The sequence below is a fragment of the Roseimicrobium gellanilyticum genome (genome assembly GCF_003315205.1).
GTDB classification, from domain to species: Bacteria; Verrucomicrobiota; Verrucomicrobiia; order Verrucomicrobiales; family Verrucomicrobiaceae; genus Roseimicrobium; species Roseimicrobium gellanilyticum.
Genome location: NZ_QNRR01000002.1, coordinates 1,167,396 through 1,181,343 on the forward strand (window position 1 = coordinate 1,167,396; position 13,948 = coordinate 1,181,343).

General features: G+C 59.1%; 13 protein-coding genes and 1 tRNA gene. 7 read left to right on the forward strand and 7 right to left on the reverse strand.

Features of this window, described 5'->3' with window-relative positions; translation table 11 throughout:
- The first annotated feature begins 1 nt into the window (after window position 1).
- Window positions 2–73, forward strand: a tRNA-Lys gene (locus DES53_RS10060).
- Between the two features lie 40 nt (window positions 74–113).
- On the opposite strand, the gene DES53_RS32500 is transcribed toward DES53_RS10060, so the two are convergent.
- Both DES53_RS32500 and DES53_RS10070 read right to left on the reverse strand, forming a co-directional pair.
- A complete protein-coding gene (locus tag DES53_RS32500) occupies window positions 114–380 on the reverse strand; it encodes an outer membrane protein assembly factor BamE (RefSeq protein WP_147263325.1) in 267 nt (88 codons plus the stop codon).
- A 224-nt stretch (window positions 381–604) separates the two neighbouring features.
- Complete coding sequence (locus DES53_RS10070) at window positions 605–979, reverse strand: hypothetical protein (RefSeq protein ID WP_147263326.1); 375 nt, start codon at window positions 977–979, stop codon at window positions 605–607.
- 203 nt (window positions 980–1,182) lie between these two features.
- Between DES53_RS10070 and galT the strand changes: the two genes are divergently transcribed.
- On the forward strand, window positions 1,183–2,232 hold the full coding sequence (gene galT, locus DES53_RS10075) for a galactose-1-phosphate uridylyltransferase (protein ID WP_113958153.1): 1,050 nt from the start codon (window positions 1,183–1,185) through the stop codon (window positions 2,230–2,232).
- A gap of 133 nt (window positions 2,233–2,365) precedes the next feature.
- Here galT and DES53_RS10080 read toward each other — a convergent pair whose 3' ends face one another.
- Both DES53_RS10080 and DES53_RS10085 read right to left on the reverse strand, forming a co-directional pair.
- Complete coding sequence (locus DES53_RS10080; RefSeq protein ID WP_113958094.1) at window positions 2,366–3,772, reverse strand: Gfo/Idh/MocA family protein; 1,407 nt, start codon at window positions 3,770–3,772, stop codon at window positions 2,366–2,368.
- Between the two features lie 161 nt (window positions 3,773–3,933).
- Complete coding sequence (locus DES53_RS10085) at window positions 3,934–4,908, reverse strand: ThuA domain-containing protein (RefSeq protein ID WP_113958095.1); 975 nt, start codon at window positions 4,906–4,908, stop codon at window positions 3,934–3,936.
- A 236-nt stretch (window positions 4,909–5,144) separates the two neighbouring features.
- Between DES53_RS10085 and DES53_RS10090 the strand changes: the two genes are divergently transcribed.
- On the forward strand, window positions 5,145–5,882 hold the full coding sequence (locus tag DES53_RS10090) for a hypothetical protein (protein WP_113958096.1): 738 nt from the start codon (window positions 5,145–5,147) through the stop codon (window positions 5,880–5,882).
- Between the two features lie 197 nt (window positions 5,883–6,079).
- Here the strand turns inward: DES53_RS10090 and DES53_RS10095 are convergent, their stop codons facing one another.
- The 3 genes from DES53_RS10095 to DES53_RS10105 form a co-directional block, all read right to left on the reverse strand.
- Window positions 6,080–6,346, reverse strand: a complete 267-nt coding sequence (locus tag DES53_RS10095) for a hypothetical protein (RefSeq protein WP_113958097.1) — start codon at window positions 6,344–6,346, stop codon at window positions 6,080–6,082.
- A 166-nt stretch (window positions 6,347–6,512) separates the two neighbouring features.
- Window positions 6,513–9,035: a M16 family metallopeptidase gene (locus DES53_RS10100; RefSeq protein ID WP_113958098.1), complete on the reverse strand. Its 2,523-nt coding sequence runs from the start codon at window positions 9,033–9,035 to the stop codon at window positions 6,513–6,515.
- Between the two features lie 101 nt (window positions 9,036–9,136).
- Window positions 9,137–9,541, reverse strand: a complete 405-nt coding sequence (locus tag DES53_RS10105) for a Minf_1886 family protein (protein ID WP_113958099.1) — start codon at window positions 9,539–9,541, stop codon at window positions 9,137–9,139.
- Window positions 9,542–10,510: 969 nt separating this feature from the next.
- Between DES53_RS10105 and DES53_RS10110 the strand changes: the two genes are divergently transcribed.
- The 4 genes from DES53_RS10110 to DES53_RS10125 all read left to right on the forward strand — a co-directional run bounded on the left by DES53_RS10110 (window position 10,511) and on the right by DES53_RS10125 (window position 13,649).
- Window positions 10,511–12,226: a glutamine--tRNA ligase/YqeY domain fusion protein gene (locus DES53_RS10110; RefSeq protein ID WP_113958100.1), complete on the forward strand. Its 1,716-nt coding sequence runs from the start codon at window positions 10,511–10,513 to the stop codon at window positions 12,224–12,226.
- Between the two features lie 265 nt (window positions 12,227–12,491).
- Complete coding sequence (locus tag DES53_RS10115; RefSeq protein WP_113958101.1) at window positions 12,492–12,734, forward strand: hypothetical protein; 243 nt, start codon at window positions 12,492–12,494, stop codon at window positions 12,732–12,734.
- A 35-nt stretch (window positions 12,735–12,769) separates the two neighbouring features.
- Complete coding sequence (locus tag DES53_RS32905; protein ID WP_170156992.1) at window positions 12,770–13,012, forward strand: hypothetical protein; 243 nt, start codon at window positions 12,770–12,772, stop codon at window positions 13,010–13,012.
- Between the two features lie 73 nt (window positions 13,013–13,085).
- The gene (locus tag DES53_RS10125) at window positions 13,086–13,649 is read left to right on the forward strand and encodes a DUF4303 domain-containing protein (RefSeq protein WP_113958103.1); all 564 of its coding nucleotides are present in this window, start codon (window positions 13,086–13,088) and stop codon (window positions 13,647–13,649) included.
- The last annotated feature ends 299 nt before the right edge of the window (window positions 13,650–13,948 follow it).

Sequence of the window (13,948 nt, forward strand, 5' to 3'; positions counted from 1 at the left end):
CGCGCGGGTAGCTCAGCGGTAGAGCAGTTGGCTTTTAACCAATTGGTCCTGGGTTCGATCCCCAGCCCGCGTACGTTTTCCGCAGGACCGTCCAATGATGATGGTCCGGAAGGTCAGGGCTGACCATACCAATTGGTCCGCGCCATATGACCAGTCGCATCAAACCAGATTGCAAGATAGCGGTCTGTGCCCGCATCCAGGTGGCTGCCTTTCTGCCGGATCACATAGTAGAAGTTTGTGCCCAACAACTCCATGCTTGTTTTGGGATACAGCCGACTACGCTTGGTGGGTTCACCAAGGAGACTCACACACCGCTCCATGGAGTCTCCACGCTTAAGCTTCTTCACACGCGCTGTGAGCTGGTCTTCACGGAAATGCATCGGCTGCGCGGATGGGACAGGGACACGGACATCAGGAGAGCTGCATTGACATACGAGCCCCACGACGCAGACCAGAATCAGACGTGCTGCAAAGGCACCCAGAGTGAAATTCATAACGGTGAAGTCATATACTTTCCACACGAGCATCCCAGGGCTCAACGAAATTTACATTCATGGTTCCATGGAACCGCTCATGCATCTGGAGCGCCTTTCCGCAGCAATTCTCACACCACCGTCCCATTTGCCTTAATCGCGTAGTCCGCGTTCAGGGCCGCGCGGACCTGCTGCTGCTGCTGAAGGGAGAACAGTTCACAAGTGGCGCCGTTGTCCACTTCGGTGAGTGAGTCCCCTTTCTCCGCGAGGGTTTGCAGCCAGGCTTTCAGGATCTCTTCGTACTGCTCCGCAAGCGGTTTCACCTTGTCCTTGGGATGCTTGAAATAGGTCCTGGCTCCCTCGGCAGCAACCATGACGCCTGAGAAGTGAAAGCAATACTTCACTTCCTTGGGTTGCGCGGGCTCCACGAGTGGCACTTCTTCAATGACGAGCTTGAAGAGTGCACCCTGGGTGGTGCGATGGAGCATTTCTTGGACACGAGTCATGGGAGAGAGCGGTGGATGGGCAGCACAACAAATCGCGCTCAAGCTTGCGCTTCATGCAGAGATCCGCAGCGCCATGTAATAAAGCGATCGCGAAAAAAGAGCAAGCACCACCGCTCGGGCATGAGGTATCAAGCTGAAAGCCAGCGCGAACGATTCACACTTTGTTTCTCGTGTGGACACGGCGGATGCGATACGATGAGTGCATGAGTGCGCTGGCATCTCCCGAGCTGAGGTACAATCCCATCACCCTGGACTGGGTCATCATGGCAGCGGCGCGGGGGCGCAGGCCGGATGATTTCCACAAGGAGATTCCCGAACCACGCCCCATCCAGGCCCCCTACAGCGAAGGCTGTCCGTTTTGCCCCGGCAATGAGAAACAGACGGACCCGGAAATCCTGCGGGATGCAGCGCCCGATGGCAAGTGGGCCGTGCGGGTGCTGCCGAATAAGTTTGCGGCATTCACCCCCACACCCGAACTTCACAGGCAGGCTCACGAATCTTTCCGCTCGATGGCTGCAGCAGGCGCGCATGAAGTGGTGGTGGAGCATCCGCGGCACGACCTCGCGCTGGCAGACATGGACGTCCCTCACCTGGCGACCATCTTGCGGGTGTATCGCGCCAGGTACATGGAACTGAAAAAGCTGGCCCATGTGCGAGGCATCGTGGTCTTCAAAAATCATGGGGAGCGCGCCGGCTCCTCCCTGCTGCATCCGCATTCCCAAATCATTGCCGCACCCGTAGTCTCCTGCCAGGTGCGCATGCGGCTGCACGAGGCGCGCAGATTTCATGAGGTGCACGGCGAATGCCTCTACTGCCGCGTGATGGCGGATGAGTTGAAGGCGGGTGAACGTGTGGTGGAGACCAGCAGGTCATTCACGGCTTTTGTTCCCTATGCGTCGCTGTCTCCCTACCACACATGGATCTTTCCCACCACGCATGCGCCTTCTTACGATTCCATCACGGATGAGCAGATCGAGGAACTTGCGACCGTGCTGAAGCGACTGCTGGTGCGCCTGCGCACCGCTGCCGGGGATCCAGACTACAACTTCACGATTCGGTCTGCTCCGGTGGGCGAGGAAAGTGCCTGCTGCTTCCACTGGTACCTTGCAGTGGTTCCCCGCCTGAGTCACCTCGCGGGCTTTGAGCTGGGCAGTGGCACGTACATCAACAGCCTGCCCTCTGAAGAGAGCGCCGCGCGACTGCGGCAGGTGCGGCTTGGTGAGGGGCAGGATGGTGGGATCGCACAAGGGTGATGAGAGAGGAGATGTGAGGAAAGAGACACCGCTCAAATCTCCGCATCTCCTCCAAAATAAAAGGCATCCCACTCACGCGGGATGCCTTCTCGATGAGTTGGAGTAGCCAGCAGCTGAGCTACTCGCGCATGACTTAGATCTTGTCCGCGCTGTAATCCCAGCCCTGGCGCACGGCAGCTCGCTTGAGGAGCTTATCGACTTCGGCGTCACCGGTGGCCTGCTTGGCAGTATCCCAGTTGATCACCTTGCCAGGATTGAGGATGGCCAGGTTGCCGAACAAGCAGAGCTTCGTGAGCGGCACGGAGTAGTCGAAGTTCGATCCAGCGATCTTGTCCTGCTCAATGGCCTTCACCAGTTCAAGCTGGGGCTTGCCAGGAGCAAGGGAGCGCTCAAGGGTCTTGGGAGTATCCTTGAAGAACTTCACGAGCTTCTCGCGATTGCCCGCCACTTCGAGGTGCTCGCAGTAGTCACCCACGTTGAGGATGGTGTCTTCTTCACCCACGATGTAGAAGCCGCCGTTCATCTTGCTCCAGTCGCGAGTAGACTCCAGCTTCGCAGGACGCTCGGGCTTGCGGCCACCTTCGTACCAGTGCAGCTTGATTTCGCCATACTTGGCATGCTTGAAGTACAAGATCACGTGTGAGGACTTCGGCCAGGAGATGTCCGTCAGTTCATCGCACTCGGCTTCCATCTTGTAGGGCTCGCCAAGTTCACAGGCCCAGAAGGGACCGTCCATGATGTGGCAGCCCATGTCACCCATGGCGCCCGCGCCGTACTCCAGGTGACCGCGCCAGGCGAAGGGATGCAGGCCGTTGGTAAAGGGGATGTCCGGAGTCTGCGCAAGCCAGGCCTGCCAGTTGAGGTCGAGTTCCTTCTCCACCTGAGCGTCCTTCGGACCGACCTTCACCTTGGGAAGCGGACCTGGGACCATCTTGTTCTTCGCATCCTTGCCCTGCGGCCAGATGGGACGGTTCGTCCACACGTGGATTTCCTTCACGTTGCCGATGATGCCGGCATTCATCCACTCCTTGAGCTGGCGAATCTGCTCTCCGGTGTGGCCCTGGTTGCCCATGTTGGTCTTCACGCCCTTCTTCTTGGCGGCTTCGTGAAGCTGGTTGGCTTCCCAGATGCGGTTCACAAGGGGCTTCTGCACGCACACGTGCTTGCCGCGCTTGATGGCTTCCATGGCAGCGGGATAGTGCGCATGGTCCGGGGTGGACACGGTCACCATGTCGATCTTGTCGCCCATGGTCTCGAACATCTCAGGGAAGTTGTCGAAGGCCTTGGCGTTTGGATACTTCGCGGACATCTGCTTGAGACGGTCGCGATCCACGTCGCAGATGGCGACGATGTTGGCGCCTTCAGCGGAGATGCCGATGTCGGACTCGCCTTTGCCCATGGCGCCGATGCCGGCGACGTTCACCTTCTTCCCGCCGCCCTCTTGCGACTTGAGAATGTTTGGCGCGAAGAAGCTGCCGGCAGCGGCAACAGCGGTTTTGCGAATGAAACCGCGGCGGGTGTCAGTGGTATTCGGATTCATGGTTTGGTTTGAAGGAAAAAGCAGTGAAGGAGGGTTACGCAGGTCAATGGGCAATTCCGTCGTAAAGCGGTCAGAAACTGCCAGCCGGAGCCATTAGACTTCCAGACCCTGCGTGAGTGGACACTGGAGTTGCAGATGCCGCAATCCTGTACGTGGATTGCCTAGTTGGCGGTAGCCGCCTTGGGAGCTTCCGTCTTCGGCTTGGCAGGCTTCGGAGCTGCGGGCTTGGGTTCCACGTAGGGAGGGTTCGTCGAGGCTTCGGGGGCCACTTCCTTCAGGTTCGGCGGCACCTCCGCCTGCACTTCACCCAGAGCCCATTTGATGCCACCCACGAGGATGTCCTGGAAGATGGGATTGGTCCACACGTCTTCGCGGTGGCCCATGGCGGTGTACCACACGCGGCCATCCCCTTCCTTGCGAGCCCAGGTGATGGGGAATGGAGGACGCTTGTATTCATCACCCTTCATGCTGGGGGCATCGATGACGCTGAGCACGTGGATGTCCTGGGTGAAGTCCTTCAACGAGTACCACTCCTCGGGGAAGCTGTACTCCGCACCGACCTTCTCAAAGCCGGGGAACTTTGGATTCGTCACGCGCACCGTCGCAGGCTGCTGCGCGCCGTGCTTGATGAACTCCGCACCGAGGAAGCGCACATACGGGTCCGCCTTGTCTCCGTGGTTCTTGAAACGCTCCGGTCCTTTTTTGGATTCGTTGTCGGTATGGAAGGTATCGCTGGCGGAGTGCGTGCCCAGGAAGCCCTTGCCGCTGCGCACGTAGTCAAAGAGCGCCTGCTTGCCTTCCGCTGTCATGGCCGGCTGGCCATCCGTGCCGGGCTCCAGGAGATTGCCCGTCGTGTAGAAGAAGACCGCGTCGAACTGGGCCAGGTAATCCTTGCTGAACTTGGAGCCGTCCTTGGAGAAGGTGAACTCCCAGTTGTGCTTGCCACCCAGTTCCAGCAGCACCTTTTCCGCCCAACTCGGATTCTCCTTCTTCCAGGAGATGACTGAGTGCTCAAAGCCGCTCGACTTGCTGAAGAAGAGGATCTTTTTCTTCGGCGTGGCGGCAGGAGCGGCGAAGACGGCGGCGGCGGTCACGACCGCCAGCAGGGCGAGTGGGGCAAAGAGTCTGCGAAGCATGGGAATGAAGTGGGAGTGCGGTTTTACATGGTGCCGGGCGGCTTGGCGATGGAAAAGATCCGGCATTGCCAGGCGGGCGCAGTGCCTCGGATTGCAGATTCAAGGCGCATGGCACGCACGATTTTACGGTCCATTTACCTGACTTCCCGGACGCCCGGGCAAAGGATGGAGCCATGCGAACGCCCTCTTCGCCGCAACCCTGTACTTTCTGTACCTATGTCGCGTTCTTGCTCCTGATGGCCCCTCCTGCATGCCGCCCAGCGGAAAAGGGTGATGCGCTGGCGCAGCAATCCACCAAGACTCCCCCCTCCTCTACCCTGCCTCAAGCGCAACTCCAAGAGAAGCGGAGGTCCTATCGCGACGCTCTGGCGGCTCTTGCCAAAATGCGCGAAGCACTCAGGGACAAATACAGCGCCTCCCAGAATCCCAAGGCGCAAACAGCCGTGCTGCATGAAGCGCGCGAAATCCTCACGCGGGCACTGCTCACCGACATCCTACCCGCATGGGACGGCACCCCGTGGGACTTCAATGGCATCTCAGAAGTGCCGGGAGAAGGCGCCATTGCTTGCGGATATTTCGTCACCACCCCCCTGCGTGATGCGGGACTCAAGCTACCACGCATCAAGCTCGCCCAGCAGCCCTCCCAGACGATCATCAAATCTCTTTGCGTGCAGGATACCATTCGCGTGTACCACGAAAAGCCTCTGGAGACCATCGTTCAGTACCTGAAGGAGCACGGTCCTGGCATCTACATCGTGGGCCTCGACTGCCACACTGGTTTCGTGGTGAACGATGGCAGCCAGATGCGCTTCGTGCATTCCTCCTACTTCCGCCCGCCTCGCGCTGTCATCAATGAGCCACTGGACAGCGACAATCCCCTGCACCGATCCAAGTACCGGATGATAGGGAAACTCTTCGGCGACGACCTTATGCGGAAGTGGCTGAAGCAGGAGGACGTCGTAACGAAGAAGTAGAGGTGGCGTAGGAGAACGGTGTGGTGGCCATCACCGAAGGTGCGCTTGCTTCACAAGCTCACCCCACATCGCACATGAGCGTGCAGTGATTGAGAGAACCCCTGCCGAAGGCCTTGGCCTACGCGCAGCCCAAGGCGGCTGCGCGTCTTGGCATCCGGATCAATCGCGAGCATTTCCCTTCCTGTGGTATCACACCCTCAATATCCATACATGACGGCCGTTCTTCTCACTGGAGTGCGGTAGTAGTAGCTCCGGTGCGCGGGCGCAGTGTAATACATCCTGGGATAGGGCTCAGAGTCCGAATACGCAATGTAGCGGCGGTGCGTGGTGCGTACGGCTACACCATCATCATCGTCATCATCATAGTCCGCGACGTCATCCAGATCATCGTCGTCGTAGACCGTGCAGCTGGTAAGACTGCCGAACATCATCAAGATGCCCAGCATCCAGAGTTTGGTTTTCATTGGGGGGGGGTTGGACGGTTAGGGGTTCCAGCGGATCAGCAGCACGCCTGAGTTCGCCGGACCTTGAATCCAACCTGCATCGGGCAGCCGCCTAGATTGTTTGTTCCATCAGAACCAAATCGTGGCGGTGCCCGGTCATGGATGTCGTTCTCCCCCGGGAATCAGCTCACGGCTTCACCCGCACCGTGAACGCCTTCGCCGGATCAAAGAAGCGAGCCGCAACATCCTTCACCTGCGCCTCGGTAACGCTCTCCAGAATCTCCGGGAGCTTCGCGTGGTGGCGGAAGCCAAAACCATTCAGTTCATCCCAGCCCAGTGCGTCTGCCATGGCTCCATTCCCCTGCTGCTGACGCAGCCAGGAGGACTTCCACGTGGTCTTCGCACGCTGGAACTCGGCACTCTCAAGGCCGCCAGCGGCGAGGTCGGCAATCTGCTTGCGCAGTTCCTCTTCCACGAGGTCGAGCTTCTTCGGATCGCAGCCCACATAGAAGTAGAAGGCTCCGGCGCCCAGCGCATGAAAGGCTTGCGCGCCCACATAGTAGGCCAGGCCCATCTTCTCGCGAATGTGATTGAAGAGACGCGAGCCCATGTCGCTGCATGCTTCATCGATAAGATTGAGCGCAGGCACGTTGGCGTCTTTCATGCCCACAGTCGGGAAGCCCAGCACCAGCACGCCTTGCTCCTTGTCCAGCGTGAGCTCGCGACGCAGCGGGCTCGCCGTCTGGGTCATGGGCGCGAATCCCGCCGTGGAGCGCGCGCCTTCCGGCAGGCTGGCGAAATGACGTTCCACCAGTGCGCGCATCTCATCCGCTTTCACATCGCCGAAGACGGAGATGATGCCGTTGCCCCCCGTCACGGATTGCTGCCAGATCGAGCGGCAGGAATCGACGGAGAGCTTCTCCACCGTTTCAAGCGTTCCCATGGCAGTGCGCTCATAGGGCAAGGTCGCGAAGATGTCGCGGCGGGCGCAACGCAGCGCCACCGTCAGCGGATCCTCCATTTCTTCACGGATGGCAGCAAGCTGCCGCTTCTGGATCTTCTTCAGGTGAGCCTCGGGGAAGGAAGGGGAAATCAGCAAATCGCCCAGCAGTTCCATGGCGAGGGCCTCATCGCCCTTCATCACCTCTGCACCGGCGAAGAATCGATGCACATCGCCATTCGCCGTCACGGAGCCACCGCGATCTTCCAGCAGCGAACCAATCTGCTCGTCCGTGCGGGTGGCAGTTCCTTTCAGCAGCATCTGCGCGGCCACCTGCGTGGCGCCGGCATTCGCCATGGTCTCCACAGGCACGCCTGCAAGGAACTGCGCGCGCATCGACACCAGCGGAAGGCGCGGATTCTCACCGACCAGGAGCGTGAGTCCATTGCTCAGCACAAAGCGTTGCGCTTCCTCACGCTTCACACCGTTGCCATTCTTTGACTGCTTCTTCAGCGTGCCGGTGGGATGCAGGGATACCCGTGAAAGCGTGGCCTCCGTGAGGTAACGGTTCGCCACATTCGTGACATCACTGACCGTCAGATCGCTGACACGCTGCAGGAAGGTGCGATCGTAGTCCAGATTTCCCACGGCCAGCCAGCTGTGGCCAAGGCTGGACGCCATGCCTCTCGTGGTGCTGCGCATGCGGAGCTGGCCGCTGAGGGTGGCATTCACCGCCTTGTCGAGTTCATCCTTGGTGCAGCCCTGATCCTTGAACTTCTGCAACACGCTCCCGATGGCGGCCTCCGCCTTCACAAGGTCATCACCATCACATTCGGCCTCCAGGGCGAAGACACCACGGTCCAGCGCGGACCATGCACCGGAGCCCACCCAATGGGCCACGCCAAGGCGCTCGCGGAGTTCCACATTCAAACGGGAGCTCCGACCGCTGCCCAGGACAAACCCCAGCACGTCGAGCGCTGGCTTGTCAGGATGAGTGTCGCCATGGATGTGCCAGCCCATGCTGAGGCGTACGATGTCCGTATTGAACTCATGCTCGGCACGACGTGGAGCCACCTGTGTGGGCTCCTCCGGCATCATCACAGGCTCATAGGGACGACGCTCCCAGGAGCCGAAGTGCTGCTCCACCTGCTGTAGCGTCTTTTCCGTATCGACGTCACCCACGATGACGAGGAAACAATTGTTCGGCACATAGTGGCGGTGCACAAAGTGAAGGAGATCATCGCGACTCACCTGATTGAAAATCTGCAGGTGTCCGATGATGGGATGGCGCAGGGGATGCTCGCGGAATGCCGTGGCCTGGAGAAGGTGCTGCACCACGGACTGGGGATCATCATTGTCCATGGCGAACTCACGGCGGATGACCTCCTGCTCCTTGATCAACTCATCCGCATGGAAGGTGGAGCGCCGTGCCATGTCCGAGAGGATGTCCAGATAGCCGTCCACATGCTCAGCCACACCATCGATCCAGTAGACCGTGCGGTTGAAGGTGGTGTAGGCGTTCACATAGCCACCACGAGCCTGGATTTCCTGGGCGATTTCCGGGGCGGTGCGGCGCTCGGTGCCCTTGAAGAACATGTGCTCCACCAAATGCGCCAGGCCCGCGCCAGTCCATTTCTCCTCATGGAGGCTGCCAGCCTTCACCCAAAGCTGGACGGCCGCCAGCGGATGGGAGTGATCCTCAAGGATGATGACTTCAAGGCCATTGGCCAGGGTGCGGAGCTGGGCGGAATTGGGGGGCAGAGTGAACATGCGGTGGAAAAATGACGATGCGGGCAGGGCCGGCCCATAACGAACAGTGAATTTCCCCGGCGGGCAAATTCAGAATGCAAATCGTGGGCGCATTCTCTCCTTCATTCGGCTCCGGGCTCCAGCCGGGCCGGGATGAAGGGCTTTTTCAGCGCCGTCTCGAGATCCACCCCATCGGAAAAATCCTCAATGTTGTCCGTCTCGTTCTTCCGGAAGTAGCCGATTTCGATGAAGTTGTAGACCATGGCGCCCACATTCTCGCTGCTGAGCACCCCCCACTCGCACATGACGAACCATGCCATGGGCCCGAACTGCTGCACGGCGAGGTCCCGCCAGCCCTGCATGAGCTCCTGGCCGGACACGTGGCGGTCTTCCCCCTCGGAGCGATCCAATATCTTGGAGGTATGCTCCAGGGTCTCACAAAGGAAGCCGTATGCCTGGGGAGAGAACCGTGAGTCCTTCCGGCAAACCTCATGCACCGCTAGCTGGAAAGCGATATAGTCCTTCATTCGTGGGGGCGGTGGCCAAGATGATGCATTTGTGCCTCAGGGTCAATTAATCCTGACCCTCATCAACGGGGGGAACTGACTGAATCCCACTCTCTCTGGATTTGGGAATCTCATTGACCGTGACACGACTACGGCAGGATTTCACGACTGCCCCAATCATCAGCACCAGGAAAATGGTGATGAGCAAATGGCGTTCCTGAGGCGAGAACATAGGTGGGTGGCGCAGGCAAGTTTCGCCATACTATGGCAGGCGAAACGTGGCAAGTGCACGGAAGGAATAGCTGCAAAAGAACGCAAAGAGCGCAAAAAGGATGGGGCGGTAGAAGGTGGCGAGCGGTAGGGACGATTCCGGTTAACCGCAAAGAGGCGCAGGGGCAAAGGACGCAGAGGATTGAGAGGATATTGGCGACCGGGTGGGTCTGAGGCTCGGAGGGGGTGGTGCCTCTCGTAGCAGAGGAGGCAGAGACGCAACGAGGGCTTGTGTAAAAAGGACGACTCTGAGGTGACCTCGCGGGCGACGCTACTTGGTTTAATCGCAAAGCAGCCAAAGGTAAGAATGTAGCCCTCTGCCAGCCAGGAAGACAGGTCTCCTGACCGGACAGCGTCCGGCGGGTTTTCCTACCCGCCCGTCCCGCACAACAAACACCTGTGGGAATGAGTTCACCCCTCCGCATCTCCGCCTCCTCTGCTTCGAAAACGCGACCACCCGCTCCCCACATCGCCTACTCAGCACCAAACCCTCCCACCTCTGCGTCCTTTGCCCCTCTGCCTCTTTGCGGTTAACCGGAAGCGTCCTCATCACTCTTCACCCCACTCCCCCTTCTCTCTTTTTGCGTCCTCTGCGTTCTTTTGCGGCCATTCCCCTCCAGCCTTGCCTGTCCCCTGACTCCATTTCCGCATTCCCAAAAACTCCGCACTTTCCACCTTCACCGTCCGCGCTACTGTCGTAACCCCTTCCGTCCCATTTTCATGAGCTCTGAACCCGCTGCCGCCCCCGCTTCCACCGCACCTCGTCTGGACTTCATCCGGGAGATCATCGCTGCGGATGTGCAGGCGGGGAAGAACGGCGGCAAGGTGGTGACCCGCTTTCCCCCGGAGCCCAATGGCTACCTCCACATCGGCCATGCCAAATCCATCACGCTGAATTTCGGCATCGCAGAAGACTTCGCGCCGAATTCCCAGTGCAACCTCCGCTTCGACGATACGAACCCCACCAAGGAGGAAACCGAGTACGTGGACTCCATCATGGAGGACGTACGCTGGCTGGGCTACGACTGGGGGAAGAATCTTTTCTACGCGAGCGACTTCTTCGGGAAGCTCTATGAATTCGCCGAGCAACTCATCACCAAGGGGCTCGCCTTCGTCTGCGACCTGAATGGGGAGCAGGTGCGCCAGTACCGCGGCACCCTCACGGAGCCCGGCAAGCCCAGTCCCTTCCGTGACCGCAGTGTGGAGGAGAACTTGGACCTCTTCCGCCGCATGCGTGCGGGTGAGTTTGAGGACGGCTCACGCACCCTCCGGGCAAAGATCGACATGGCCAGCCCGAACCTGAACATGCGGGACCCGGTCATCTACCGCATCCTCCACGCACACCATCACCGCACGGGGGACGCCTGGTGCATCTACCCGATGTACGACTACGCGCATCCTCTCTGCGATGCGCTGGAGGGTGTGACCCATTCCATCTGCACCCTGGAGTTTGAGGACCATCGCCCCCTCTATGACTGGCTGATCGCAAACGTGGATGGCCTGCCCAGCCACCCCATCCAGCGCGAGTTTTCCCGCCTCAATCTGAACTGGACGGTGATGAGCAAGCGCAAGCTGCTGCGCCTCGTGAAGGAAGGCTACGTCTCCGGTTGGGATGATCCCCGCATGCCGACCCTCAGTGGCATTCGCCGCCGTGGCTATACCCCGGCTGCCATGAAGGTCTTCAGCAAGGGCGTCGGAGTTACCAAGTTCAAGGCGCTCACTGATTACAGCGTGCTGGAGAATGCCGTGCGCGAAGATCTGAACAAGGTCTCGCTGCGCCGCATGGCCGTGCTCAAACCCATCAAGCTCGTCATCACGAACTACCCTGAGGACAAGGTGGAATTTGTAGACGTGCCGAACAATCCCGAGGATCCGAATGCGGGCACGCGCCCGGTGCCCCTCAGCCGTGAGGTATACATCGATGCGGATGACTTCGCCGAAGTGCCTCCGCAGGGCTGGCGCCGCTTCACCCACGGGGCGGAAGTCCGCCTGACGAATGCCTTCTGCGTCATCTGCACCGACATCATCAAGGACGAGTCCGGCAAGGTGGTGGAACTGCGTGGCACCTATGATGACAACACCCGCCACGGCAAGAATCCCGAAGGTCGTCCGAAGGTGAAAGCCGCCGTGCACTGGGTGAGCGCCAAGCACGCTGTCAGCGCCGAAGTGCGCCTCTATGACCGCCTTTTCACCGTGGATGATCCCGATGCGGCCGCTGGCGAAGGCGGAGACTTCATCGAGTTCCTCAATGCCAACTCCCTCGAAGTGCTGACCGAAGCGAAGCTGGAGCCCTCCATTGCGGAGGCTGGCCCCGGCGAGCATTATCAGTTCATCCGCGTGGGGTATTTCTTCGTGGATCCCAAAGACTCTTCCGCTGGCAAACCCGTGTTCAGCCGGACGGTCGGGCTGAGGGATGCATTTGCTCCGAAGAAGTGAGGTGAACCGCGGATTTCGACGTGATGCCATCACGGTGATGACGTGATGGCCGCATTTGTCGTCAAATGCCCACCCACATACCTCAGGCAAAGTGCACGATGTAGACAGCGCTCATTGCAAAGTGCTCGACGCGTGAATGCAATCCCGGCAAAAGATAAAGATCCTGCTTATCCATCAATAAGTCTGCGCCACAATTTACGGATTTTTACCTACTAAAATATTCATAACAGTTGCACGTGTTTTCCAGCACTCATAAATTTTCGCCATGTTGGATCAAAACGTGGGGGATATCGATTTGGATCAGGCCAAGTGGCGTGTGCGGCATGTGGAGGGACTTTTGCGCCATCACCGCACCAAACGCAGCCGTCCCAACTTCGCATGGCATGTCGACAAGCTGGAACTGATCGACCGGCTCAGCCACGCGCACGTCCATTTGGAGAAGGAACTGCGCAGCCTTCACACCCACTCCGGCCTCGGCGCAAGCACGACACCTCTTCCGGCGCTCTGAGCAGCGGGCAGGTGAGTTTCTGATTTTCCCATCCCATGCATGCCACGTTTCTCCGGGAACAACATCTTGAGCAGTTGAGATGGCGTATTCGCTACGTCTCGCATCTGCTGGAAGTACACCATCGCTCGCACGATCCTTCATGCCTTCGCTGGCTGGCGCAGGAAACCAATTACCTGCAGCACTTGCAGAAGGCCGAGAGGGAACTCAGGGAACACCATCCGCGTCCTCTGCCAGCAGTCGAGCAGGTGGAAGTCCTGGCGGCTTCCACTTGCGGGTAAAAGCCCAAATGTCACCGCGACCTTGTGAAAGGACGTCACGGGCCGGGCAGTTTGGTACCCCTGACCACCGACCATGGACACTCATACTCTGCAAAGATGGCTCTCTGAGCCCCGCACAGAACTGATCCAGGCGGTGGCTGAAGGTATTCGCATCCAGGTCGAGACCCTACGCGCTCGGAACATCGACTTCTACGGCTACGCCCTTCTGCCGGGTGAGCCCTATCAAATCGATAGCATCGTCGCCGTGGCCAATACCGAGGCGGACATCAAAGCGCCCCGTACGGATCGCCTTCACCGCTACTACCGATTTGGCGTCGATGAATGGGCACACTGGGATTACGACGGATTCGTGGCAGCAAATGCGCTTCTTGTGGAGGCCAACGAACACTTCAAGTCCATGCACCGCAGAGCAGAAGACAACTGCGTGATGGACGACTACGAGGTCGCCCACTCGGACGCCCTGCTTGACGCCTTGGTACAGGGACTTGAGTCAGCTCGCGCTGGTGGTGTATTTGGAGGAAGCGAGCCTTTCCTGTTGGTCTGGATTTCAGACTCAGGACATGAAATCATGATGAAGTCTGCGCGACGACTCAACTCCGCGACCGTGGCACAGGAGTTCATCGCAGAGTTTGGCTGATGTCTGCGGGACAGAAGGACAAGTCTGAAGGCCCGGACCCCTGCCACCTTTCCTCATGCCGTGCATAAGGGTTCAAACAGGGTGTCTAGCATTTGTATTTTACGCTCCCACGGCAAAATTTAGCAGGCTGCGCAGGCCAAGGCCGCTTCGCGTCACGGCTGCTGGATCATTCGTGCAAATTCCGTTCCTCCAGGCTACGCCCCAACTGACTACTGACTACTGACTACTGACTACTGACTACTGACTACTGACTACTGACTACTGACTACTGACTACTGACTACTGACTACTGACTACTG